The sequence below is a fragment of the Hoeflea sp. Naph1 genome, assembly GCF_046837775.1.
Lineage (GTDB): Bacteria > Pseudomonadota > Alphaproteobacteria > Rhizobiales > Rhizobiaceae > Hoeflea.
The window spans coordinates 672,522-697,551 of record NZ_CP177286.1 but is presented as its reverse complement, the minus strand read 5'-3'; the positions used below and the strand labels follow the sequence as shown (position 1 = coordinate 697,551).

The following is a 25,030-nucleotide window of genomic DNA, read 5'->3' as shown; positions in this document are numbered from 1 at the left end:
AGATTGGCGGATCATGCAATATATTGGGCGTCGTTGGCAATAGACTCCTCAAAGCAGGGAACTACATTGCATCAAATTCCCAATTTGGGATTACCTTCCCACATGGCGGGATCGGCAACTGAGGCAAGCAAATGAAATTTGCAAAACCTAGCCGATACAGAGAATCGGAGGAGAATCCATGCTTGGACTGATGCAGCAATGGCCATTGCTAAACCATAAGATACTCGACCATGCCGCGACGCAGCACCCTAATCGGGAGATCGTGTCGCGCATGGTGGAGGGACCGATCGCGCGCCAGACCTACGCCGAGGCAAATCTGCGCGCGCGCAAAGTAGCGCAACTTCTTGAGCGCGAGGGGTTTTGCGCAGGAGACCGGATCGCGACACTTGCCTGGAATACCGGCCGACATCTTGAAGCATGGTATGGCATCATGGGCATAGGCGCAGTCTATCATACCCTCAATCCGCGCCTGTCACCGGAGCAGATTGCCTGGATCATGAACGACGCCGAGGATTGTGCGATCTTCGTCGACCTGACCTTTGTGCCCTTGTTGGAAGAGATTGCCGCGCAAGTGCCCACCCTGAGAAAGGTGGTTGTACTGACGGATCGTCAGAACCTCCCTCCGTCGACGCTGACCAATTTGGTTGCCTATGAAGAATGGCTGTCAGAGGCGGACGGCGACTTTGTATGGAAGGCTCTGGATGAGAACGCTGCCTGTGGCATGTGCTACACCTCTGGTACGACCGGCAACCCCAAAGGCGTTGTTTACTCGCATCGTTCCAACGTACTTCATGCCCTGATCGCCAGCTTGCCAGATTCGATGGCCCTTTCGGCACTTGATGTCGTGCTGCCCATCGTGCCCATGTTCCATGCCAATGCCTGGGGTATTGCACAATCGGCGCCCATGACCGGTGCCACATTGGTCATGCCGGGTGGCAAGATGGATGGGGCCTCGGTCTACGATTTGCTGGACACGGAAAAGGTAACCTTCTCGGCGGCCGTACCGACCGTATGGATGATGCTGCTTCAGCATCTTGAAGGAACCGGCAAGATGTTGCCCCACCTCAAAAGGGTGGTCATCGGTGGCGCGGCCTGTCCGCGCGCCATGATGGAAAAGTTCAGCCGCGTCTACGATGTCGAGGTCATCCACGGCTGGGGTATGACCGAAATGAGCCCCGTAGGCACATATTGCAAGTTGAAGCCAGAGACAGCCGGCCTCACCGGCGATGCGCTGTTCGATCTGCGGCAGAAGCAAGGCTTTACACCCTTCGGTGTCGAGATGAAGGTAACCGACGACGAGAATAAAGCCCTCCCCTGGGACGGCAAGACCTTCGGGCGGCTCAAAGTTCGTGGCCCTGCTGTGGCTGCCAGCTACTTCGGTGGCGTCGGTCAGGAGAATTTCGACGCCGAGGATTGGTTTGATACCGGCGATGTCGCTCATATCGACAAGAACGGCTATATGGCCATCACTGACCGCGCCAAAGACGTTATTAAGTCGGGCGGTGAGTGGATTTCGACCATTGAACTGGAGAACCTCTTGATCGGTCATCCCGATGTGGCGGAGGCAGCAGCAATAGGCGTCTACCATCCGAAATGGGACGAGCGCCCACTCCTTATAGTCGTTCCCAAGCATGGCAAATCGCCAAAGAAAGAGGATTTGATCACCTTCATGGAAGATAAGATTCCGAAGTGGTGGTTACCTGATGATTTGGTGTTCGTCGATGAAATCCCACACACGGCAACCGGAAAGATTCAAAAGACAACGTTGCGCGACCAATTTAAGGATTACCGGCTGCCCACGGCATGAGGCCGGGAGGAGCTGCATTTAAGATTGGGCATTGCTGATCGCTCCGGCGATTGGGAATGATGGACGCCGCACGGGTATGATATTCACAGCTCAAGGGCCCGGATGTTGTCCGCCAAATATAGAGCTGGGGGTACTCCCCAATTGCTCGTTCCCATAGCCAAACCGGGGGCTCCAGTTGATCTTGGAGATTCACGATCAGGACCATAAAGGTGTCTGCCATGCGACACGCTGGGTTGGGAAAAAGCTCAGAGCAAAGGCGGCGTCACACGCCCTACCCTTTTCGATCTTGCGCCGTTGATTTTATTTGATCATGGGGCAAGACGCCCCATGAGAATCCGGTATTGGAGTGATCTGACGCGCCAGTCATCGTCTTCGGCGTCGGTCTGATCAAGAGGTGAGGATCTCCGATGAATGATGTGAATGAGCTTCCCGAACGCGAAAGCATGGAATTCGATGTGGTGATCGTGGGAGCGGGGCCTGCCGGCCTTTCGGCCGCGATCCGGCTCAAGCAGGTCAATCCCGAACTCACGGTCGTCGTTCTGGAAAAGGGCGGCGAAGTCGGCGCCCATATTCTTTCGGGCGCCGTGGTCGATCCGGTCGGCATCGACAGGCTGATCCCGGATTGGCGCGATGATCCCGACCATCCGTTCAAGACGGCAGTCAGCGCCGATCATTTTCTGGTGCTTGGGCCGGCAGGCTCAATCAGGCTGCCGAATTTCCTGATGCCGCCACTCATGAACAATCACGGCAATTTCATCGTGTCGCTCTCCAACGTCACCAAATGGCTTGCGGCGCGGGCAGAGGCGCTGGGCGTCGAGATCTATCCGGGCTTTGCCGCCACCGAGATCCTGACCGATGACGCGGGCGCGGTGATTGGTGTTGCCACCGGCGACATGGGCGTCGAGCGCAACGGCGAACCCGGCCCGAGCTTCGCCCGCGGCATGGCGCTGCTGGGCAAATACGTGCTGATCGGCGAAGGCGTGCGCGGCTCGCTGGCCAAGCAGCTGATTTCCCGGTTCAAGCTCGACGAGGGCCGCGAGCCGCAGAAATATGGCATCGGGCTCAAGGAACTCTGGCAGGTCAAGCCCGAGCACCACAAGCCCGGCCTGGTGCAGCATTCCTTCGGCTGGCCGCTCGACATGAAGACCGGCGGCGGCTCGTTCCTCTATCATCTCGAGGACAATCAGGTGGCGGTCGGCTTCGTGGTTCACCTCAACTACAAGAACCCGTATCTGTCGCCGTTCGAGGAATTCCAGCGCTTCAAGACCCATCCGGCGATCGCTTCAATCTTCGAGGGCGGCAAGCGGATCGGCTATGGCGCACGCGCCATTTCCGAAGGCGGCTGGCAATCGGTGCCGAAGCTCGTCTTCCCGGGCGGCGCGCTGATCGGCTGTTCGGCCGGCTTCGTCAATGTTGCCCGCATCAAGGGCTCACACAACGCGGTACTGTCGGGGATGATGGCGGCCGAACATGCGGCCGAAGCCATCGCCAATGGCCGGGCGCAGGATACGCTCGACGGCTATGACGCAGGTTGGCGCAATTCCGAGATCGGCGCGGATCTGAAGAAGGTACGCAACGTCAAGCCGATGTGGTCAAAACTCGGCACCATCGGCGGCGTGGCGCTGGGCGGGCTCGACATGTGGCTCAACACCCTGTTCGGCTTCTCGCCCTTCGGCACGATGAAGCACGGCAAGTCCGACCATGCTTCGCTCGAGCCCGCGGCGCAGCACAAGAAGATCGACTATCCGCGGCCAGACGGCGTGCTGACCTTCGACCGGCTGTCCTCGGTTTTCCTGTCCAACACCAATCACGAGGAAGACCAGCCGGTGCATCTCAAGGTCAAGGATCTCGCGCTGCAGAAGACCTCGGAACACGACGTTTATGCCGGACCGTCCACCCGCTATTGCCCGGCAGGCGTCTATGAATGGGTCGAGACCAACGGCACGCCCACTTTCGTGATCAACGCGCAGAACTGCGTGCACTGCAAGACCTGCGACATCAAGGACCCCAACCAGAACATCAACTGGGTCCCGCCCCAGGGCGGCGAGGGGCCGGTCTATACGAATTTGTGAGGGCCGGTGCGGGTGGGGTGCGGTTTGCTTGAAATCGCACCTCTGTGTTGCCGGCTTTGAGAAACCGTAAGCCGCGTTGGTCCGCTTCGAGCCTATTCCGTTGAAAAACTCCGCTTGAACCGTGGCCTGTCGGTGATTCAATTTCCGTGTTGGCAGCGGGGATTGAAAGCGATGATGGGTCCCAGGCAAGAGGCGCAACGTGCGCTGTTCTACGAATTCGCGATTGAGGATCATGTTCCGAAGGATCACCTCCTACGCTCGATTGACCGGTTCGTTGACCTATCCGACCTCCGCAAGCATTTGGCTCCGTTCTACAGCTCATCAGGCCGTCCTTCAGTTGATCCGGAATTATGATCAGGATGCTGCTGGTCGGGTACAGCTGCAGCCCATAGCGGCCCGCAACCTCGTTCACCGTCACGCCTGGCCGCAGGCTCTCCGAAACGATCCTGGCCTTTACCTCATCAGGCCAATCGCGACGCCTCTCACGCCCGGTTTTCCCGGTCGTGAGTATCTCCAGTGTAGTCTCCACGGAGAAACTCCCTTCGCTAATCCATGGAAAGCCGATCACAGATCAGGGCTGACACGGCAATGTGGGGACAGAACGTCCGTTGTCAATGCTGTGGGCGCGAGGAAACTGCCGTTCCAGAGGAGCGGCCCCTCATGTTGATGATCGCGTATGGGTGGAGGCGGAACTCAAGGACGTCGGTGATCAAGCTCTGATGCGCGGGTTGGTTACCGCATTCCCGATTGTGCGTCCGGGGCTGTTCCTATCTTACTACGGGCGTCGGTCATTTACCTGCCACAAAGCGGCTGACGGATGTTCCCCTGCCGTTGACCCGCCTCCGCCCATGCGCGAGGTGCAAGTTCGTTGCGGCGATCTACGATTTGATCGTTTGCGCCTCCCTTGCAACAGCCCACATGAATCCGGTCAGCTCTCGGGCAATGGCGGTGCAAACCACTGTCGTCCGCTTTCCTCGTGCGGCCAACATACGATAGCGAGCCGTCAACCGGCTCTGCGCCTTCCACGCGATCTCTCGCACTTTCGGTGGCGCTTCCTCCAGGCGGTATAGCTTCTTCGCGCCGACCTTCGGCGGATGTCGATATGTCCAGGCGCTCTCAACCAGCATGTGCCGAATCCGACCGTTGCCTGCCTTAGTGATTGAACCTCGTCTGACGGTCTCACCCGTTGATCGCTCACCAGGTACCAAGCCGAGATAGCCCATCAATTGGCGCGGGCTCTCAAATCTGTTCACGTCGCCGACCTCGGTGGCGAAAGTGACGGCGACGATCAGATCGACACCTCGTAGCGTCTGCAGTGCTCGAACGACCGGCCCGAGTGACCAGTTTGGGACGAACTCCTCGATTACCTTCTCCAGTCGTTCGACGCGCTCTTTCGAGACGCGCACTACCTCGACCATTTCCTGTAACGCAATCTGATGCGCTGGATGATCGAACTGTTGCTCCTGCAGCCAACGCAGGTAGCGCATCGTCCAACCCTTCTTGCGGGGGTAAATACGACTATGCTTGAGCATGAAGGCACTTACCTGTTGCCGATGAACCCGTAATGCCTCGACAGCAGCAGCCCGAGCACGAACAAGATCGCGCATAGCTTCATGGCCCTTGTCGGGAACCCACACCGCGGTGAGCTCGCCGGCCCTCAATAGCCGGGCGAGCGCGAGTGCATCTCTACGGTTCGTCTTCACCCGGTCGCCAGGCTTCCTCGGGATCAATGACGGGGCGACAACTATACAATCATGACCAAGCGACCGGATCAGCCGATGGAGGCCGTAACCGGTCGGGCCGGCCTCGTAGCAGAAATGCACGTGATCAAACTTCGCAGTTAATCGCTGGATAATGCGGCGCATGCTGACATCCGATGCCTCAACCTCGCCGAAATAGCGAACCTCTCAGTCCCGGCCAGATTCGGCAACAGCAAACGCATTCTTCAGCTTGGCGACATCGATTCCGACAAAAGCTTCTCTATAATCTGCCACGGCTCGTCCTCCTGTGATGAGGATCGGCTCGGGCTATCCGAGCAACCCCCGGAAGACCAGTGTAGGGCGAGCCACCTCAGGTGCGAAGACGGACATACGGTCTTACCCCCATGAATGCGATTTGGCACAATCAGCCAAGACATTTGGCGGCGCGCGGCAAGCAGTCCTGAAAGATCCCGGACAATACTGATGCCACTTATCGCGCGCCAAATTCACGGGTGACGTTGATTGAAACGTGGAGGAAAGTAGAGTGAGTAGGACTGGTAGCAGACCTTTAGGAGAGGTCGACGTAGCCTCTCTCCTCCGCACAGCGAGGCTGGATATTGCCCCGGAGCGGGTTGCACCGCTTGCAGAATTTGTGACCGGGATTTTTCAATTGTTGGAAGCGTTGGATGCGGTGGACCTGAAGGAAACCGCCCCTTCGTATGCCTATCGTGCCAAATGGGAAAGCTGACTATGAACGATCCTCTGTCTATGTCACTAGCCGAAGCCGGCGAGGCTCTGCGCCGCGAGGAACTTTCCCCCGTAACGCTCACCGAAGCTTCGCTGGCCCGCATCGAAGCGACCGATCCTTTCGTCAATGCTTTTGCACTAGCGATTGGCGATGAGGCTGTTGTCGCAGCACGCGAGGCTGAAACTGAAATAGCCGCAGGGCGCTGGCGTGGTCCCCTCCACGGCGTGCCAGTGGCTGTAAAAGACTTGTGCGATATGGCCGGGCTACCAACGACTTGCAGCTCGAAGGTGCGGCAGAATCATATTGCCACCGCAAACAGCACCTGTGTTGAGCGGCTGCGCGCGGCCGGCGCCATTATCGTCGGCAAGACACATTTGCATGAATTTGCCTACGGTATCACCACACCCACAAGCGGCAATCCTTGGAACCCCGACTATAGCCCCGGCGGCTCCAGCGGCGGATCCGCTGCAACTGTAGCCTTACGTGGTTGTTTTATGGCTGTGGGTACGGATACCGGCGGATCGATCCGCATTCCGTCTGCGGTCTGCGGTGTCACAGGATTGAAACCGACCTTTGGTCGCGTCAGCCGCTTTGGCACTGCACCCCTGAGCTGGTCGCTGGACCATCTTGGCCCGATAACGAGGACCGCGCGCGACGCCGCGCTCTGTTTGCAGGTTCTGGCTGGTTTCGATTCACGTGATTCGGGGAGTGCCGACGAGCCGGTGGGCAATTACCTGTCCGGCTTGGAAAATGGGGTGAAGGGACTGCGCATCGGCGTACCGAGGAATTACTTCTTCGAGCAGGTTGATCCGGAAATCGAAGACGCGGTGCGGGCCGCCCTGCACGTGCTGTCGAATGCCGGCGCCATCCTGCATGAAGTCGAGATACCGTATACAGACCAAATTATGGCGGTTCAGTTCGGCCTCGTAATGCCGGAAGCCAGCGCATACCACAGAAACGAGCTGCGCGACCATGCGGACCTTTACGAGGAGGACGTCCGTTCCTTCCTGGAAGCGGGGGAGCTATTTCTAGCAACCGACTATATTAACACCCTGCGCGTCCGCGGCGTAATTCAGCAGGCGTGGCGAAAGCTCTACGAAAACGTTGATGTGATAATAGGCCCGGCGGTGGCATCTCCGGCCACTCCGCGGGGCGCAGAATCGGTGACTTGGGGCGACGGTACCGCTGAACCCATCACATCCGTTTTTGTGCGTCTCTCGGCGCCAGGCAACATCACCGGCCTTCCATCTGTTGCGGTGCCCTGCGGCTTCACCCGAAATGGCCTGCCCGTAGCATTTCAAGCAATCGGCCGACCATTCGACGAGGCTACCATCCTGCGCCTTGCCCATACATATCAAGGTGAAACTGATTGGCACCTCCAGACGCCACCGCTGGCGCTTGGCAAACCGAACGTGAGGGCTGTCGCCTAACGGTGTCTTGGATCGGACACGCGCTTCTCTGAAAACCCGAAGGCCAACGCTGTTGGCGAGAGGAGGGGCGGATACTTCCTTGGCGACGGGATTACTCGCAAAGCAACTGGCGCGCGGATGCTGGCAGTCTCTCAGAGATCTAGGCATGACCTTGCGCCATGCCAGAAGGTTGAACATACGCGCGAGCTGTCGGAAGGTGGCAGGGAGCATCGCATACCTTGGCCCGACGGGGCTGTTCCACGCGGTGGTATTAATGGCCCGAAAGGAACCTAGTATGGCCTGAAGGTCGCTTCTTGTCCGTCATGCCGCGACCCACACTTGACGTCTGTTCGAGCAATAAGCTGAAGGATATCGACACGATGAAAATCAGGCAGATTAGAAATGCTACCCTCCTTCTCGAGTATGGTGGAGTGAAATTCCTGATAGATCCTTGGCTGGCCGCAAAGGACTCCCAGCCGAGTTTCGCCGGATGCGCGAACGAACACCTTCGCCAACCCACTTTGCCACTCGTGGTGCCGATGAATGAGATCCTGGATGTGGATGCTGTCATCGTGACCCATGTTCATACCGACCATTGGGACCAGACTGCTGCTGAAAACATTCCTGCCGACCTACCACTCTTCGTCCAGCATTCTGCTGACAAGGCATTGATCAGCCAGGCCGGCTATTGGGACCTTGAAGGCGGCGCCCACGTCGCGAACGTTGATGGCAAGTCCTTCACCGACGTCCGCGTCCTGACAGGAAACCCGGAATTCAACGGCGTAAAACTAAAGAAGGTGCCTGGTCAGCATGGCTCCGACATGGCGATCCAGGTCGTCTATGACGGGCTGCAAGAAGTCTGCGGCGTCGTGTTCAGCCACCCGGATGAAAAGACTCTCTATCTTGCAGGCGACACCGTCTGGAATGAGTATGTCGAAGCGAATATCCGACAGTATAAGCCCGATGTGATCATCTTGAACGCCGGTGATGCTCAGATTCCGGGACTGGGCCACATCATCATGAACAAGGAAGAAGTTTGCCTAGTCTGCGAGGCTGCGCCCTCAGCGTCGATTGTCGCAAGCCATATGGAAGCGGCTCACCATGCGATGACCACCCGCGCTCAGCTTCGCAAACATCTGGTCAAGAATGGCTTAGCGGATCGAGTTCAGGTGCCCGACGATGGCGATACCTGTTTATTTTGAATAGCAAATTGAAAACTATCAAAAAGGATGAAGCCATGTCTATCGAAGACAACAAGAAACTTGTTCAGAAATTCTATGATGCGCTCAACCGAAAAGATTTCGACGCTCTCCATGACTTCTGCCACAAGGATTTCGTATTCTACTCTCAGGTCAACACGCCAAAGCCTGGCGTTTCTGGCCTTGTCGACTCGGAAAAGCCCTCATTCGAGGCGTTCGAGTCTTTCCGTTTCCCCGTGGAGCAAATGATTGCGGAGGGAGACAAAGTCGCGGTCTATCTTATTTTTGAAGGGAAGAATCAAATACGCCCACTGGTAGGTGTCGAGCCGCGCCACAATGATGTTTACATTTCGGTGTTTTGTCTCCTTACCATCAAGGACGGCAAGATCATCGAGAAGCGCGCTCATTTCGACGGAGCTGACTCAATTGCTCAAATGTCAGCAGAAAAATAGCTAAATATTTTCAATACCCTAAACCACTGACCGTCACCGGACAGACTGATGATATCGAAGTTCAGTCTTTCCGGTGCACCGGGTCAACGTCCGCAAGAATGCCCATCTAACACTGCATGAATATACCTTCCAGCGGGTATTTCCGCGGTCGATTGAAATCACCACCTCTGTAGCGCCGGCGACCCTGGTCTCGGGAGGAGAAGGAACAGCTTGCCGCGGCTTTTTGTTCGGCTGAAGCTGGAAATCGAGAAGGCTCGCCGAGAACTTTATAGTCGCCGCTCCGAGCGCAAGGTCCGGCTTCTCAGTCAGATGGAATTGCAGCTTGAGAGGTTGGAAGCCGACACCGGCACAGATGAACCAGTTGCGGAGATAGCAGCCAAGGCCGCAACAGTCCGGCCGTTCGAGGGCAGACGTCCGTCGCGTAGGCTGTTCCCCGAATACCTGCCGCGCGAACGCGTCGTCATTGCCGCTCCGTCAAGCTACACGCGCGGCGGCTCTGCCACACTGCCGAAGATCGGTGAGGACATCACCGAGACGCTGGAGCGTGTTCATCCGCCAGTGGAAGGTGACCCAGACGATGCGGGAGAAGTTCACCTGCCGCGAGTGCGCGATGATCACGCAAGCCGATACCGAAAGCGATCTCGCGGACAATTTCCCGCCGCACAAGGGTTCACGCCTCTGCCGAGCATATCTTCGCAAGGCAATGCGGCTCCTCATGAGGACGATCGGCACGGTCAATAACGCCTATAACTTGCATTGCTATGTCCGGCATAAGGGGCGAACTGCGTCCAAATGAGCGAAGCACGGGGGAATTGCCCGGAAACACCCCAAATAGCCGGCATTGAGCGTCCGAACGACGAAACCGTCGCCATGACCGGATCAACGCCACCTCTCGAAATGGACGAGAACGGTAAATCGTGGCGTCGATCTGGCTGTTGCTGGTTAGAGATCACCGGCGGTCAGGCCGCGTGGTAGCCGACAACTCCTTTGATCTCGGTAAAGTCCTCTAGGGCGAAATCCGCATATTCGCGACCGTTGCCCGACTGCTTGTAACCGCCAAATGGTGCCCCGGCATCCCAGGCTGGATAGTTGATAAAGACCGTACCGGCACGCATCTGTCCGGCGACTTTGCGCGCACGCTCGATGTCGGCGGACTGGATATAAGCGGCCAGCCCATACACTGTATCATTGGCCATCTCGATCGCATGCTCTTCGCTTTCATAAGGAATGATTGACAGCACCGGGCCGAATATCTCTTCGCGTGCGATCGTCATGGATGGGCTCACGTTAGCGAATACGGTGGGCCGCACATAATAACCCCGGTCAAGGTCCTGGGGCCGTCCGGGGCCGCCGTGGACGAGTGTGGCGCCTTCCTCCAAGCCCTTGGCAATAAGATCCTGGATTTTGTCGAACTGCACCTGGCTCACCACCGGGCCAAGAACGGTATCGGACGCGGCCGGATCGCCCACCTTGAAACTGCGCGCTGCATCGCCCGCGATGGCCGCCGCCCGTTCATGCTGATCGATATGCACGAACATCCGCGTGGGCGCATTACACGACTGCCCGCTATTGTCGAAGCACCCTCTTACTCCATGGCGCACTGCCTGTTCCAGATCCACGTCCGGCAGCAGGATGTTAGCGGACTTGCCGCCGAGTTCTTGGCTCACCCGCTTGACCGTTTCTGCCGCAGCCTTGGCAACGAGAATGCCAGCGCGCGTCGACCCGGTGAACGACATCATGTCGATGCCGGGGTGGCGCGACATGGCCTCGCCTACTTCTGGGCCGTCACCGTTGATGAGGTTGAAAACGCCTTTTGGCACGCCAGCCTCATGCATGATCTCGGCAAAGAGCAGACCGCTGAACGGGGATATCTCGCTCGGCTTCAACACCATAGTGCAACCAGTGGCCAGGGCAGGCGCGACCTTGCAGGCAATCTGGTTGATCGGCCAGTTCCATGGCGTGATCATACCCACGACACCGATGGGCTCGCGCACGACGCGCGTGGTGCCGCGCATATGCTCGAAAGAATACTGCTTTAGCACCTCGATCATCTTTTTCAGATGGGCGGTGCCCATCTGGGCCTGCGAGGTCCTGGCAAAATTGAGCGGCGCGCCAATTTCGCGCGAGATGACCGCGGCCATCTCGTCGGAACGCTTGCGATATGCAGCAAGAACGGACTCGAGCAGTTCAACTCTCTCTGCCTTGGAGGTGGCAGAAAAGCCGGGGAACGCCGCGCGCGCCGCCCGCACTGCGCGGTCCACGTCAGTTGGCCCGCCCAATGCAATCTCGCCGAAAGGGTTCTCGTTCGACGGATCGATGACCGGCAGTCGTGTCAACTGCGCGGGCTCGACCCAAGCGCCGTCTATGTAAAATTCCAGTGCGTGTTCCATGATTCTTCCTCCATGGCTTCCAGTTCGACAAACAGTCCCCAGTTGTCATTCCGCGTAACCGCGTCGATGACAAAAGCAACCGCCCTAAAGGCGGCGGCTTGCAATGCTTCACGCTAGCGTTTGACGTGCACGGCGGTTTGATGGGTGAGCGGTAATTACCCACCCCCTTGCCATGCACCACAATGTCTGAATCCATGATGATATGGATCGAACTGATTTGCAGCAGCTGAGCAAAGACGAATTGATCGAGATGGTGCTTCGGCTCCAACGGCCTTCCAAGGATTCTCGGACGTCTTCCAAGCCGCCCTCGACGGACAAGAAAGAGAAACGCGTCAACTCACGACCGGGTGGAGCCAAGCCCGGGCATGAACCCCACAATAGGGTGCTGGCGGATTTTGCCGACATGTTTCGCGATCATGAACCGACCGCCTGCAAGAGATGCGGCCATGCGTTTTCCGGTGATGATACGATGGGGCTGGTCGGGGCCTATGACGAGATCGATATTCCTGCGATCCGTCCTCATGTCACCCGGCATCGGCGTTTTTCCTGTCATTGCCCGCAATGCGGCACGACAACAAAAGCCACCGCACCTGCCGTGGCAACCGCAACGCCGTTCGGGCCAGGCATTCACGCGCTGGCGATCTACCTCAAGAGTTTCCATGCATTGTCTTACGAACGCCTGAGCGGTGTGTTCATGGATATCTTCGGCCTTAATGTGAGCGAGGGCGCGATCATGAACATGTTTGCCCGCTCCCGCCCGAGCTTCCAGGCCACAGCACAGGCCGCAAAGTCCAGCCTTCGAGCCGCCCGCGTTGTCGCCAGCGACGAAACCGGTGTTCGTATCGAGGGCATGAACGCCCAGCACTGGGTGTTTCATTGCAAGGATGCCGTTGTCCACCAGCCCGATTACTCCCGTGCAGCACGGGTCGTTCACGAGACCATGGGCGGCCATGTCCCCGAGGTATGGATATCTGATCGGTATTCAGCCCAGCAATCTCACGGCCATCGACATCAAACCTGCCTTGCACATTTGGCGCGTGATACAGCCTTTGCGCTGGAACATGGCGAGGATGATCTCCCTCTTCGCTTCCAGCTTTGGTTTGGCCGTGTGTTTGATTTCGCCAGAGCCATAAGCACATTCGCTGCGTCTACCGTCGCAAGCAAGAAGCGCAAATTCGATAAACAGCTTGCGGGGCTTCTATGCGCCCCGACTTCATGCGACCTGGCCCAAAAGCTCCAGGCCAAGATCGGGCGGGCCCGCGATCAGCTGCTGACGTTTTGCGACTATCCCGGAGAGGTCGATGTCACCAACAACACATCTGAGCGAAAGCTCCGTCCATGGGTCATTCAGCGAAAGGTGACAAACGGATATCGCGCCATGTGGGCCGCCCAAGCCGAGGCGGATGTACGCACGACCATCGACACCGCCCGCCTCAAAGGCGCAAACCCCTTCCAGGTCATCGCATCCGTCCTGGCATAGGCCGGTAGAAGAACCGGAAATCACGAATTCGGGGGTGGGTAATTACGGTGAGCGCCTCGTTCATCGCTTCCACATACCTCATAAGCAGGCGTCTATAAGACATCTTCATCCCTAGCGATCATCTTGCAGTCCCAGAGTTCAGCAAATTCAACCAGGAGACAGTAACAACAGTCGCATAGTCGGTCAACCGACCAGAATGCAAACTGGACCTATTGAACCTGTTTGATTCCGGACTGTTGAAGGGGAGTGCCCCCTGGATTTGCAGCTACTGTTGTCCAATGTTTAGAGGCAAGGAGGCTGCTGTGGGCAAAGTGAACTTTATTGACGAATTCAAGCTGGATGCGATAGCTCTGATAATCGTCCAGCGGACAAGCCGCACGGCCAATCCGGGTTTGTTTTGGATGTGCCGGAACAGTGCCATTCACCAAAGCTGGCCGCCACAGAACAAACTCGTTCATCAACCCACCGGAAATGTCCCGCCAGCAGAAGCCGAAGCAAACGTCTGCACCGCAATGGAAGATCAGATATGGTTGCATAAACTTGAATCAGTCAGCCTTCGCTCGAACACTTGCGGTTCGCTTGCGCCCACCGATGTCGAGGTCATTTGCTTGATTTTCCGAATCGATACCAGGATACGAGATATATGAATGTAAAGGTCAGTCCTTCTCGACAGAAGCTTATAGACGGCGCTACGCGCGCGCTCTTAAAAGACGGGGTTTCTGGCACAACGACACGCAAGATAGCTGAGGAGGCTGGCGTCAGGCTGGCAACCCTTCATTATCACTTCAAAAATAAGGACGAATTGTTATTTGCAGTTCTTGTAGAAGTAACCCATGCTTTGGAAATATATCTGGATGACGAAGTAAAACCGTCAAAAAATATCAACGACTGCATCAGTGAATTGATTACGGCAATCTGGAAACTTGTTAAAAAAACCAAGGACCTTCAAATAATTCAGATTGATTTGACAATGCATGCAGTAAGACACCAAGATAAATATTGGATTGCAAAGCAACAATATGAAGGGTATGTATTGCAATATCAACGTATATTGAAAGAATCAAATAGCGGACTTCTGTCAAATGACCACCTAAGGGTGCTGGCGGAATTTCTTCTCGCAGGAACAGACGGCATATTACTGCAAGAGCTTGCATCTTCGAGCGATGCACGTTCGCAACAACTTCTTGAACGTCTTATAGAAGCAGGCCAAGCCGCCGCCAAAAGCCTCGCGTGCATCCAAAATGGAGGGCCGCCTCCAACCTTGCGGCCGTGATGCAGGTTCGCCCTCTCTCACACTTGCAGTCCAGCGGATCGCAGTGGAAACACCAACACCGAACCGACACGTAGCCTAGGGCGCAGACATAGCGTATGCAGAAATCACAGCTCAGTGCTCGTGCCATTGTCCACCTCCTCACTGAGAAGTGATTGAATCAGGTTCGGCGTCCCTCGTCACATCAAATTTGATTCACGGATTACAGGATCTGCTTTGGTCCGACGCTATTCCTTTGGAGTTGTCCCGTACTCCGACCTAAAGTGCTGACGAAACGAAACCGCCGATGGGAACCCGACCATATAGGCAACATCCTCAATGCGATTGCTGGTACTTTCCAGCAAGAGCTGAGCCTTTTGCAGTCTTCTAGTTAGGACTCATTTTCCCAGGGACATTCCTGTCACCTTTTTGAAGTGACGGGTGAAACTGCGTCTGCTCATGCAAGCTCGCGCGGCCAGAGAGTCGACATCGTGCTTGCGCTCGTCGCAGGGGTTTTCCGCGATGTAGGCGAGTATGTTCTGAATTCGGGCGACATCGGGTCTGTCCGGTACCGGCATTTGCAGGAACTGTGCGTTCTTGCCTTCGCGGTGGAAGGGAATGACCAATAGTTGAGCGACCTCGTTTGCAATCTTGCTGCCATGAATACTTCGTACGATGTTAAGGCAGCAATCGATGCTGGCACCCATACCGGCAGACGTTACCAAATTGTCATCTTCGATGTACAACGCTTCGGGGTTAAGAATAGCTTTGGGAAAGCGCTTCTTGAAGTCCTCTGTCAAACCCCAGTGCGTCGAAGCTCTGCGATGGTCCAGCAAGCCGGCGTAGGCCAGAACATAGCCTCCCAGACATAAGCCGACAATGAGCACATGCCGCTTTTGAGCGTCGCGAAGAACTTCCAGGAGTTCTTCGGGTGGGCGCTCCTCAGGGCTCCTCCAAAACGGGATGACAATCACATCTGCATCCGCAAGTGCGTCGATCCCGTAGGGGGTCTCGATGAGCATGCCGAATTCATTGCATATCCTCCGGCCCTCAACCGCGCAGACACGTGTTTCAAAGAGAGAGAGGCCCGCGAGGGAACACCCAAACACTGCCAAGGAGGCCGAGAGTTGGAATGCCCCGAAGCCATCGCAAGCAACTATCGCAATGGTTGGCGCCCGGCCATCCAGGGATTTCGATTGTATTGACATAACGGCAATATCCACGAAGGTCTCGGATCAGTGTTAACAATCCAGATTGTTCATCGCGCGCTGAATCCAGCTCACCCGGAGGCGCCGGGCAGGCCACTGACAGCCGAGATGTCTGTATTTAAGGATCTCGCTTTGAAGATTATCCCAAATCTGACACCTTCCTGGTCAGGCTAAACAGTTCAAAGGACAGCTGAAATAAGTGCTTCGCAATGACCAGGGACAACAAGTGTTCATAGATCCAGCGTCTTAGAGTCGGTCCGGAAAGTTGTTCATTTTGAACAGAGCCTTCGCAGCATGAGGCGGATAGACGCGAGTTTGAGAAAGGCGAGCGCGTTGCGCGAAAGGTTCTCGAAGTCCTTTGCCAGCCTGCGGCATCGCCCAAGCCACGCGAAAGTCCGTTCGACCACCCAGCGTCTCGGCAGAACCTCAAAACCCTTGACGATGTCGGATCGCTTGATGATCTTGATCGCCAGCCCGGGCATGGCCTTCTTCTGACCCTTGGCGAAGACAGGTCCCTGATAGCCACCGTCCGCAAAGAGTTTCTTCAAAAACGGATAGCGCCCGAACAACGTCTTGATGACCAGCAGGCCGCCGTCGCGGTCCTGGATGTCGGCTGGATGAACCAGCGCATGCAGCAGCAGACCTACCGTGTCGACAAGGATATGCCGCTTCTTACCCTTGACCTTCTTCCCCGCATCATACCCGCTCGGGTCGATACAAGCCCCCCTTTTTCCGCGCCTTTGACGCTCTGGCTGTCGATGACCGCCGCTGTCGGGCTAGCCTCGCGTCCCATCGCCTCGCGGCATTTCACATAAAGCTCCTGATGAATACTGCCGAGTGTGCCGTCCCAGTTCCAAAGGTCGAAATAGCTGAACAGGGTGCTCTTCGGCGGCAAGTCCTTCGGAACAGCCCGCCATTGGCAGCCGGTGCTGAGAACATAAAGCAGGCCGTTAAGAACCTCGCGCACATTGACCTCACGCCTGCGGCCACCCCGCTTGGCAGGAGGTATCAAAGGCTCGACCAGCGCCCATTCCGCATCCGTCAGATCGCTGGGATAGCGCAGACCATCCCGATTGTATTTCCCACGGTTTGCTTTCGTCCACATAGCCTCCATCCCATCGTCGAATCAAATCAACGGCATGGAATCACAAACGATTCATATCATTCAACTTCTTTCCGGACCGACACTTAGACTTGCCTCCCGCAATGTTTGTGGCGTTCAATCTTGGATGCCGATATTTTCTTCAACTCCAAGACATTTAGGTCAGCGCGACGCGGGCGAAATCGCCACAGGCTTGCCTATATCCAGATGGTGAGACTTCGGTTTGCATGGCGCTGAATACGCCGCCGAAAGTTCGATCGGCAGCCCATGCGGCGTGTTATGATAGGCCTTCCGCCAATCCTCTTCGCGGTTCGCGATCTCCTCGGACGAACACAGATCATGCGACAAGAGGAGTGCCTCCAGAGCACTCAGCCATTGCCGGTGGTAGGCTTCATTGACTGTTTCGCCATCGCGCTGCGGCTTGGTTTTAATCTCCTGGCTGAATCTGCTGACCCAATCACTCCAGGCAAAGTAACCTCGCTTGCTCAGCTCCATCGTGCAGGCAAAGGTCTGGGCCTGCCAAGGCGCCTCGAAGGGCGGCAGATCATCCACCACGATTTCGCTGATATCCGCTGACTTCGAGCTCTGCGTCATACCGCCCCCTCCAGCTTGGCAAGATGGCTGTCCCAGAGCGTGATGCATACGGAATCATTCGGTGACGCGCCCGGCCCCCAGAGTTCGACCGCCGAGAAACGGATACTGTAAAGATGCTCCGGATCTTCTCCGATCCCCTGACCGATCTTGTCGGCAAAGACAAAGCCGCCAAGCTGTTGCTCGATCACGCCGACCTTGCCGCGGATATAGCGCGGTAGGCGCGTATAGCCCGAGGGATGCAGGTTCACCGCCCGCACGCTCTCTCCCACTGCGAAACGAGGTTCTTCCTTGACTTCGGCCCGAAACATCGCCCCGGTCTTGATGATAATCGGAACCATCTCTGTTGTGATGTTAGCCATTGTCAGCTGCTCCTTCACTGCGCATCTGCAGAACACGCTGTTCGATCTCTGCGTCGGTCAGCAGGCCCTTTTCGCGGACCAATGTTTCCAACCCGGCAAGCCAACGCTCATAATAGGACGTGTTCAGATAGGCGACATGACCCATCTGCTCTATCCGGCTGCGGGATTCGTCGAAAGCGTAATGTCCGTTGCAGGCGACGTTCATCATAACCCCGAAGATCCTGCGTTCGCACTCGTTCTTGAACACCGGCTCGTTGTCATTACGCATGATCGGTCCGAAACCTTGCATGCCGCCCATATCGTGAACTCCGTTCATGATCTCTCTCCTGTAACCGTCGCTACGCTACATTCACAATCCGGGTGCCAATCATTGAGTCCCGGCTGACAATCTCGGCAAGTTGCTCTTCAGTCCATCCGTCAGTCCCCGCAGGCCGCTGCGGCAGCACAAGATACCGGATCTCGGCATTGCTGTCCCAGACACGTACTTCCTTTTCGTCCGGGATCGCCAGGCCGAATTCAGCGAGCACCTTGCGCGGCTCGATGACAACGCGCGAGCGATAGGCATAGGATTTATACCAGCTCGGCGGCAGGCCCAGAGTGGGCCATGGGTAGCAAGAGCACAGGGTGCAGACGACGACGTTGTGAACCTTGTCGGTGTTTTCAAGCACCTTCATGTCCTCACCCTGGACGCCACTGAAACCAAGCTCGGCAATGGCGGCAGTGCCATCGGACAACAGCCGTTCCTTGTAGGCCGGATCCGACCAGGCACGGGCGACCACCTGTGCGCCATTGCGCGGACCCAGCTTGTTTTCGAAAATTTCGATCATCGCATCTACCGAAGCGGTCTCGATGATACCCTTTTCGACAAGCAGAGACTCGATTGCCCGGATTCGAAGAGTCGGCTCATCTGGAACTTCTGTGTGATCGTGGTCATGATGGGTGTGGTCGTGGCTCATTTGATGAATTCCTTCCTCAAGGCTTCAAAACGACTAGGTCTACTGTGCGGCTGGTACATCATCCCCAAGGGTTTTCGCTCCGCCAAAGTAGAGATCCGTCAAGTCATCACTTGCCAGAAGCTCGGCAGCGGGACCGGATCGCACCACCCGGCCGGTTTCCAGTACGTAGGCATGGGTCGCACATTTGAGTGCCATTGCAATGTTCTGCTCGGCGAGCAGAAAACTCACATTTTCCTTTTCATTGAGACTTTTGACAATCTCGAAAATCTCCTGGACGATGATCGGCGCCAAACCCATTGATGGTTCGTCAAGCAATACCAGTGTCGGGCGTGTCATCAATGCACGGCCGATCGCGACCATCTGCTGTTCGCCGCCCGATGCAAGACCCGCCTTGACGCGCCGTTTCTCTTTCAGTCTTGGGAACCATGCGTATATCCGCTCAAGCTCGTCTGCGGTCTGCGGTCGGCTCAGCTTTCGGAGAAACGATCCGGTCAGGAGGTTTTCCTCGACAGTCAGTTGAGAAAAGACATGGCGACCTTCCAGGACCTGAACAATGCCTTTTTCGACTACGGAGGAAGGATCGAGGGCTTTGGTGGATTCTCCCTTCCACATGATAGCGCCCCGACTGACCCTGCCGCGCTCAGATGCAAGCAGGTTGGAAATTGCCTTCAATGTGGTCGTCTTGCCCGCTCCATTGGAGCCAAGCAAGGCGACAATTGAACCCGCATCAACCTGGATCGATATGCCATGAAGAGCCAAGATGGACTGGCCATAGATCACTTCCACATCTTCCACTGTTAGTAAAGTTTGGCTAGCACTCATTCTGCATCCTGCGGGCTGGCGTGAATGGGGAGCGGGCAAATGAAAGGTATTCCCTCATTTGCCCGCTTTGGTTAGGCCTTAGTTCTGGCCTTCGGTCCGGGGCATGATGCCTTGTTCCGCTGCATAAGCCGCTGCTTTTTCGTACACTTTTGGCAGAAGCAGGTCACGATCCGAGTCGACCCAACTTTCGCTGCCCGCGACCCAGCCTTCGCCATCCCACTGAAGAATCTTGCTGGCGCCACCGCCTTCGTGATCCTTCATCGACATGCTCAGGGGCTGCAACAGGCCGGTCGCGCCGATTTCCGCCAGGCGGGCATCGTCGATCTGCATGTGCTCGATCCCCCACTGCATTTCCTCACCGGTGACGGTGCGCGCGCCAAACTCGTCGTAAGCGGTGCGCAGGGCCTCCGTCACAAGCACCCCGGTCAGGACACCCATGTTGTAATAGACGGTGCCAAAACTTTTAGTGTCGTTCAGGTCGCTGAGTCCCTTGTCGACAATCTTTGCCTTGAGGTTTTTCAGGATTTCGTAATCGGTACCGCTCGGCCAGGGGGTCGCGCCATAGTAGCCCACTCCGACGCGGCCGGCAGGGCGAACGTCTTCTTCCGAGGTCGACCATGTGCCGCCAACAATATGGTCGACAGGGAAGCCGACTTTGGCCGCCGTCTTGATCGCGACAGGCGTCATCACGCCCCAACCGCGCAGATAGACCCAGTCGGGTTGGCTCTGACGGATCTTCGCCCATTGTGCCGACTGATCGTTGCCCGGATGCGGCACCGGAATCTGAATGTCTTCAAACCCATACTCCTCGGCAAGCATTGCCATCGGTGTCTGGGTTTCCTTGCCGTAGGGGCTGTCATGATACAGGCTTGCGATCTTCATACCCTTCAGCTTGTCCTTGCCGCCGGCTTTCTCGGCGATAAAGTTGACAACCGAGGAGACTTCGCTCCAGGACGTGAGAACGACCGGAAAAGAATAGGGGAACACGCTGCCGTCAACGGATTCGGTCAGACCGAAGCCCGGAGTCATCATCGGGATCTTGTCCTCACGCGAGCGTTGCACGAGTGCCTGGGACAGAGGATCACTCAGCGGCATGAATATCGCGGTCGGCGATCCATCCTTGCCACCCTTCATCCGCTCATAGCATTCGATGCCCTTGCCGACGTCATAACCGGTTTCGCATTCGTCCCAGACCAGCTTCACGCCGTTGATGCCGCCTTCGACTTCGTTGACGTAGCGGAAGTAGTCGATCAAGCCGCCCCAGATCGGCAAGCCGCTCGAAGCGTAAGGACCGACGCGATATGTGGGAAGCGGAATGTACTGCTCTCGCGTGTCTTGCGCGACGACGGGCGAGCTTGTCATCACCGAAAGCCCCATCATGGCAAGGGCAATGCCTCGCATATACTTACCTATGTTATGAACCATGTGTAGATCTCCTTTCTAGAGTACGTGAACATTAGATCAACGGCTTAAGCGCATGCGGAACCAGCCAATTATGCGATCAAGGAGCGCGGCCAGCCCATAGGGTTCCTTGATGAGGAACCAGATGATCATCACCCCGAATAGGACTTTCCGGGCGTTTGCGAGCTGACCGGAATCGACGGCCCCGCTAAAGATCCGCCCGGCCAGGAATTCGATCAGCGTTGGGAGCAGGATGACAAAGGCAGCGCCCAGAAAGTTGCCGCTCAGGCTCGACATGCCCCCGATCACGACGATGAACAGGATCACGAAGGACTGATCGAGACTGAAGCTGCTTGCATTGATCGTGCGCAGATAGACGAAGGCCAGAAGCGCGCCCGCCAGACCCAGGATCATGGCGCCGAAAAAGAAGGCGCTGAGTTTCGCACGCCCGGTGGGCACGCCGATCGTCGCCGCCGCCAGCTCCATGTCGCGGGTCGCCATCCAGTTGCGCCCGGTCTGGCTGCACACCAGCTTCCAGGACACGGCAAACACGATGACCACCGTCGTCAGGGTCAAGAGATAAAGCTTGACCGGTGTATCGAAGCTAACCCCTAGAAACGCCAGCTTTGGCGCGGAAACGGAGGAAGCGTAGTTCGAGAACCACGGAAACTGCCTGAACACCCATTCAATGAAGAACTGCGCCGCCAATGTGGTCGCGATCAGGTAAAACCCTTTGATCCGCAGGCTTGGCAACCCGACCACGATGCCTACCAGCCCGGCGATCAGACAGCCGGCCAGCGCACTGACGGGCAATGGGAGATCAGGCAGGCGCACCAGAATATTGTAGGTCGCGTAGGCACCGACCGCCATGAACGCCCCACTGCCAAGCGATGCCTGGCCGCAATAGCCCATCGTGATGTTCAGGCCGAGGCCGGCCAGGGACATGATCAGAAAAGGAACCAGGATCGCATTCAGCCAGTATTCGCTGCCCACCAAGGGCACGACAGCAAAGGCGACGATCAGTATCGCGATCAACAGGGAAACGGAGGTGGATTTTGACATAGGGCCGACAGGGGCTTCCTTCGTGGCGTCGGGGAGTGCTGCGGAATTGTTTCGGGACATGGACTACACCCTCTCGATCGGGCGATCGCCGAACAGGCCGGCCGGGCGCACCAACAAAAAGCCAACCGCCAGAACATAGGCGAACCAGGTCGAAACGCTGCCGCCCAGAAGCGGGCTCAGATAGAATTCTGCCAGACTGTCGCCGGCCCCTACGATCAAACCGCCGACAATCGCGCCGGCGATGGATGTAAATCCGCCGATGATCAGAACCGGCAAAGCCTTGAGAACAACGAAGGTCAGGGCAAACTGGACCCCCTGCCGCGCGCCCCAAAGCAGGCCCGCAACCAGAGCGACGACACCGGCGATGCCCCAGACGATCCGCCACAGCTCCTGCAGGCGAATGCCGACAGACAGGGCAGCCTGCGGATCATCCGCAATCGCCCGCAGAGAAATACCAATCCGCGTCTTGCTGAAAAGAACCGACAGGATCGCGATCAGAACCGCCGCGGCTATTGCCGCCACAAGATCAAATTGACTGATCTGGATCGGTCCGACGTGAACCGGCACGTCAAGGATCCCCAGATCAAGCTCATGGACACTGGCACCCATGAACATCTGTGACAGCCCTTCGATGATGAAACTCAGCCCCAGCGTTGCGATGAACAACGTGATCTGCGGCTGGTTGACCAGCGGACGCAGGACCAGGCGTTCGGTCGCCATACCGATGGCCACCATGATCGCAAGGGTCACCACCAGCGCAATCCACCAGTTTACGCCGCTTTCGGTCAACGTGACAAACGTCAACGCTGCGCAAAGAACCATGGATCCTTGAGCAAAATTGAATACACCTGACGCTTTGTAGATCAAAACGAATCCGATCGCGACCAGAGAATACATCACACCAGCCAACAACCCACCGATAAGTATTTCTATAAAGAAAGTCATTCTGCTTCCTGATATGATGGCCCAAGATAGGCGGAGATTACTTCTGGGTTTCGACGCACTTCTTTTGGACTTCCGTCACCAACTTTTTTCCCGTAATCGAGCACAACGACATGGTGGGCCAAATCCATAACCATGCCGATGTCATGCTCAATAAGAACCACCGTCGTTCCAAGGCTTGAGTTGGCGTCCATGATGTACTGCGCCATGCGGCGCTTCTCGGCGTGATCCATTCCCGCCAGCGGTTCGTCGAGCAAGAGCAGCAAAGGCTTGCCCACCAAGGCTCGTGCCAGGTCAACGCGCTTCTGCACGCCATATGGAAGTGTCGAAACAACAACGTCGCGGAACTTCGTCAAATCCAGCATATCGACTATTTCGTCTGCTCTTCTTCGAAAGGACCGCACTTCATCGCGGTCACGAGGAAGGCCAATCGCGTGCTCAATGAGAGTGGTTCGGCTATGGCGCGTCATCCCCGCGAGCACATTCTCGAGCACCGTCAATCGGCTGAACAATGCATTGTGCTGAAAAGTGCGGCCGATCCCCTGGCGCGCTACCTTCACAGGGCTTCTTGTACTCAAAACCTTGCCGTCAAAGATGATCTCTCCAGCATTGGCTTGGTAAACGCGTGTGATAATGTTGAGCAACGAGCTTTTTCCGGCCCCATTCGGGCCGATGAGCGCGCAGACCTCTCCTCGGTCGACATTAAAGCTAAGGTCCCTCAGGACCTTTATGCCTTTGAAAGAGAGCGATATGTTCTCTAGCTGGAGCAAGGGGTTTGTCATTTGCCAGCGTCTCCCCCGACCGTGTTCCGCCAAGCCCAGATCGGAGTGATGGGGTTCATATCAGCCATCTGTTTCCTTCTGCCTTCTTCGCCATAGGGCGGTTGTTCGCGCTGATAAACCATCTAGCGAATGCCCTCCACGAGTTCGATCGCCTGGTTAATGACGGCTTCCTGATGCGGCTCCAACCGCTGACCCGGATAGCTGGAAATTGTATCTAGGTATGGATCCACATGCGGCTCCGTCGCGCCGGACAATTGCTCCATAACCGCCATGCCGCAGAACGGAGTATATTCCTGGGAGTAGCCGCCTTCCTGAAAAACCATCAGCTTGCCATCGCAATGCCTGTCGGCGGCTTCCATCATCATGCGCGTCATTTCCCGATAGCTGTCGCTATGCAGCAGCATGCGGCCGAGAGGGTCGTGGCAGCAGGCATCAAAACCGCATCCCACGGCAATGAGTTCGGGGCGGTATTGTTCAATGGCAGGAAGCACAACACGTTCCATGGCCGCCATATAGGCGTCATGGCCAGATCCGGCGGGCAGAGGAACATTGATGTTGTAGCCCTCGCCCGGACCGGACCCTCGCTCTGACATCATACCTGAATCCAACGGGTAGAGCCGGTCCTGATGGATCGAGATCGTCAGAACGTTCGGATCATCATAGAACGCCCACTGTGTGCCGTTGCCATGGTGCACATCCCAATCCACGATCACTAACCGGCCAAGGCCGTGGACCGCTTGCGCCTTCATTACGGAAATGACCGAGTTACCAAGTATACAGAAACCACGGCCACGGGATTTTTCCGCGTGGTGGCCCGCGGGGCGAAGGAGAGCGTAGGCATTCTTGACCCGGCCATCGAGGACGGCTTCCGTCGCGACGATGGCACCGCCAGCAGAGAGCATCGCGGTCTCATGACCGCCATCCGGCAGCAAGGCATAATCCCCGACATCGCCGCCTCCGTTGCGGCCGACCTCCAGCACGTGCTCATAATAATCCTTGTCGTGAAATCGCGTAACATCCGCAGGATCTGCCGGCTCCGGACGAAGCTGTTGGAATGTCTCCATCAGGTTTGTAAGCTCGAGAATGCTGCGGAAGCGCCGAATTGTAACGGGAGAATAAACATGCGCGGCAGACTCGACTAACCCACCGGCCGGCACATAGAGAGCGGCAGTGCCTAGATGATACCACATGAAGCTTTCGTGTGTCAGAAAGCCGCTCGACTTAGCTTGCACTATGTGGTCCCCTTTTGGATATACAAAATTCGATATGCTAGATTCCCTTGGGTGCCGAGCAACC

Annotated in this window: 22 protein-coding genes and 5 pseudogenes; 10 read left to right on the top strand and 17 right to left on the bottom strand. The window is 56.7% G+C overall.

Features of this window, described 5'->3' with window-relative positions:
* The first annotated feature begins 178 nt into the window (after positions 1 to 178).
* The 3 genes and pseudogenes from ACK6D9_RS03290 to ACK6D9_RS03280 all read left to right on the top strand — a co-directional run.
* Entirely contained in the window at positions 179 to 1,807 is a 1,629-nt protein-coding gene (locus ACK6D9_RS03290) for a long-chain-fatty-acid--CoA ligase (protein WP_412050614.1), read from the top strand.
* Between the two features lie 407 nt (positions 1,808 to 2,214).
* Complete coding sequence (locus ACK6D9_RS03285) at positions 2,215 to 3,879, top strand: electron transfer flavoprotein-ubiquinone oxidoreductase (protein WP_412050613.1); 1,665 nt, start codon at positions 2,215 to 2,217, stop codon at positions 3,877 to 3,879.
* Between the two features lie 171 nt (positions 3,880 to 4,050).
* A pseudogene (locus ACK6D9_RS03280) lies at positions 4,051 to 4,256 on the top strand (IS5/IS1182 family transposase); the annotation flags it as partial.
* A gap of 50 nt (positions 4,257 to 4,306) precedes the next feature.
* Here ACK6D9_RS03280 and ACK6D9_RS03275 read toward each other — a convergent pair.
* Together ACK6D9_RS03275 and ACK6D9_RS03270 are read right to left on the bottom strand one after the other, a co-directional pair.
* Positions 4,307 to 4,408, bottom strand: a pseudogene (locus tag ACK6D9_RS03275) (hypothetical protein); the annotation flags it as partial.
* 349 nt (positions 4,409 to 4,757) lie between these two features.
* Positions 4,758 to 5,873, bottom strand: a pseudogene (locus ACK6D9_RS03270) (IS110 family transposase).
* A gap of 441 nt (positions 5,874 to 6,314) precedes the next feature.
* On the opposite strand from ACK6D9_RS03270, the gene ACK6D9_RS03265 reads away from it, so the two are divergent.
* The 4 genes and pseudogenes from ACK6D9_RS03265 to ACK6D9_RS03250 all read left to right on the top strand — a co-directional run.
* Positions 6,315 to 7,757: an amidase gene (locus ACK6D9_RS03265; protein ID WP_412050612.1), complete on the top strand. Its 1,443-nt coding sequence runs from the start codon at positions 6,315 to 6,317 to the stop codon at positions 7,755 to 7,757.
* A gap of 359 nt (positions 7,758 to 8,116) precedes the next feature.
* Positions 8,117 to 8,938, top strand: coding sequence for an MBL fold metallo-hydrolase (locus ACK6D9_RS03260; protein WP_412050611.1), 822 nt, complete (start codon positions 8,117 to 8,119; stop codon positions 8,936 to 8,938).
* 35 nt (positions 8,939 to 8,973) lie between these two features.
* Positions 8,974 to 9,387: an ester cyclase gene (locus tag ACK6D9_RS03255; RefSeq protein WP_412050610.1), complete on the top strand. Its 414-nt coding sequence runs from the start codon at positions 8,974 to 8,976 to the stop codon at positions 9,385 to 9,387.
* 219 nt (positions 9,388 to 9,606) lie between these two features.
* Positions 9,607 to 10,009, top strand: a pseudogene (locus tag ACK6D9_RS03250) (IS66 family transposase zinc-finger binding domain-containing protein); the annotation flags it as partial.
* Positions 10,010 to 10,346: 337 nt separating this feature from the next.
* Here the strand turns inward: ACK6D9_RS03250 and ACK6D9_RS03245 are convergent.
* Positions 10,347 to 11,777: an aldehyde dehydrogenase family protein gene (locus ACK6D9_RS03245; RefSeq protein ID WP_412050609.1), complete on the bottom strand. Its 1,431-nt coding sequence runs from the start codon at positions 11,775 to 11,777 to the stop codon at positions 10,347 to 10,349.
* 202 nt (positions 11,778 to 11,979) lie between these two features.
* Between ACK6D9_RS03245 and tnpC the strand changes: the two genes are divergently transcribed.
* The 3 genes from tnpC to ACK6D9_RS03230 all read left to right on the top strand — a co-directional run bounded on the left by tnpC (position 11,980) and on the right by ACK6D9_RS03230 (position 14,530).
* A complete protein-coding gene (gene tnpC / locus ACK6D9_RS03240; RefSeq protein ID WP_412050264.1) occupies positions 11,980 to 13,257 on the top strand; it encodes an IS66 family transposase in 1,278 nt (425 codons plus the stop codon).
* A gap of 302 nt (positions 13,258 to 13,559) precedes the next feature.
* Positions 13,560 to 13,904: a hypothetical protein gene (locus tag ACK6D9_RS03235; RefSeq protein WP_412050608.1), complete on the top strand. Its 345-nt coding sequence runs from the start codon at positions 13,560 to 13,562 to the stop codon at positions 13,902 to 13,904.
* Positions 13,901 to 14,530, top strand: coding sequence for a TetR/AcrR family transcriptional regulator (locus tag ACK6D9_RS03230; protein ID WP_412050607.1), 630 nt, complete (start codon positions 13,901 to 13,903; stop codon positions 14,528 to 14,530). The genes ACK6D9_RS03235 and ACK6D9_RS03230 overlap by 4 nt, the downstream gene beginning before the upstream one ends.
* Here the strand turns inward: ACK6D9_RS03230 and ACK6D9_RS03225 are convergent.
* From ACK6D9_RS03225 to ACK6D9_RS03160, 14 genes and pseudogenes are all read right to left on the bottom strand, one after another.
* Positions 14,477 to 14,605: pseudogene (locus tag ACK6D9_RS03225) on the bottom strand (IS630 family transposase); the annotation flags it as partial. The gene ACK6D9_RS03230 and the pseudogene ACK6D9_RS03225 overlap by 54 nt on opposite strands.
* A 149-nt stretch (positions 14,606 to 14,754) precedes the next feature.
* A complete protein-coding gene (locus ACK6D9_RS03220; RefSeq protein WP_412051722.1) occupies positions 14,755 to 14,889 on the bottom strand; it encodes a helix-turn-helix domain-containing protein in 135 nt (44 codons plus the stop codon).
* A 15-nt stretch (positions 14,890 to 14,904) separates the two neighbouring features.
* The gene (locus tag ACK6D9_RS03215; protein WP_412051721.1) at positions 14,905 to 15,714 is read right to left on the bottom strand and encodes a GlxA family transcriptional regulator; all 810 of its coding nucleotides are present in this window, start codon (positions 15,712 to 15,714) and stop codon (positions 14,905 to 14,907) included.
* Between the two features lie 269 nt (positions 15,715 to 15,983).
* Positions 15,984 to 16,819 (bottom strand): IS5 family transposase gene (locus tag ACK6D9_RS03210; protein WP_412050606.1). Its coding sequence is split into 2 segments (ribosomal slippage): positions 15,984 to 16,435 and positions 16,435 to 16,819, totalling 837 coding nucleotides; the frame shifts between segments, so codons are not numbered across the junction.
* A gap of 159 nt (positions 16,820 to 16,978) precedes the next feature.
* A complete protein-coding gene (locus ACK6D9_RS03205; protein ID WP_412050605.1) occupies positions 16,979 to 17,371 on the bottom strand; it encodes a nitrile hydratase accessory protein in 393 nt (130 codons plus the stop codon).
* A 35-nt stretch (positions 17,372 to 17,406) separates the two neighbouring features.
* A complete protein-coding gene (locus ACK6D9_RS03200) occupies positions 17,407 to 17,769 on the bottom strand; it encodes an SH3-like domain-containing protein (RefSeq protein ID WP_412050604.1) in 363 nt (120 codons plus the stop codon).
* Positions 17,762 to 18,085 (bottom strand): hypothetical protein, encoded by a 324-nt coding sequence (locus ACK6D9_RS03195; RefSeq protein WP_412050603.1) that lies wholly within the window; start codon positions 18,083 to 18,085, stop codon positions 17,762 to 17,764. The genes ACK6D9_RS03200 and ACK6D9_RS03195 overlap by 8 nt, the downstream gene beginning before the upstream one ends.
* Positions 18,086 to 18,107: 22 nt before the next feature.
* A complete protein-coding gene (gene nthA / locus ACK6D9_RS03190; RefSeq protein ID WP_412050602.1) occupies positions 18,108 to 18,725 on the bottom strand; it encodes a nitrile hydratase subunit alpha in 618 nt (205 codons plus the stop codon).
* A 39-nt stretch (positions 18,726 to 18,764) separates the two neighbouring features.
* Positions 18,765 to 19,547 (bottom strand): ABC transporter ATP-binding protein, encoded by a 783-nt coding sequence (locus tag ACK6D9_RS03185; RefSeq protein ID WP_412050601.1) that lies wholly within the window; start codon positions 19,545 to 19,547, stop codon positions 18,765 to 18,767.
* 78 nt (positions 19,548 to 19,625) lie between these two features.
* On the bottom strand, positions 19,626 to 20,924 hold the full coding sequence (locus ACK6D9_RS03180; RefSeq protein WP_412050600.1) for an ABC transporter substrate-binding protein: 1,299 nt from the start codon (positions 20,922 to 20,924) through the stop codon (positions 19,626 to 19,628).
* A gap of 84 nt (positions 20,925 to 21,008) precedes the next feature.
* On the bottom strand, positions 21,009 to 22,070 hold the full coding sequence (locus ACK6D9_RS03175; RefSeq protein WP_412050599.1) for a branched-chain amino acid ABC transporter permease: 1,062 nt from the start codon (positions 22,068 to 22,070) through the stop codon (positions 21,009 to 21,011).
* Positions 22,071 to 22,073: 3 nt separating this feature from the next.
* Positions 22,074 to 22,955 (bottom strand): branched-chain amino acid ABC transporter permease, encoded by an 882-nt coding sequence (locus ACK6D9_RS03170; protein ID WP_412050598.1) that lies wholly within the window; start codon positions 22,953 to 22,955, stop codon positions 22,074 to 22,076.
* Positions 22,952 to 23,734: an ABC transporter ATP-binding protein gene (locus ACK6D9_RS03165; RefSeq protein ID WP_412050597.1), complete on the bottom strand. Its 783-nt coding sequence runs from the start codon at positions 23,732 to 23,734 to the stop codon at positions 22,952 to 22,954. The genes ACK6D9_RS03170 and ACK6D9_RS03165 overlap by 4 nt, the downstream gene beginning before the upstream one ends.
* 122 nt (positions 23,735 to 23,856) lie before the next feature.
* Positions 23,857 to 24,924, bottom strand: coding sequence for a class II histone deacetylase (locus ACK6D9_RS03160; RefSeq protein ID WP_412050596.1), 1,068 nt, complete (start codon positions 24,922 to 24,924; stop codon positions 23,857 to 23,859).
* Positions 24,925 to 25,030 lie beyond the last annotated feature (106 nt).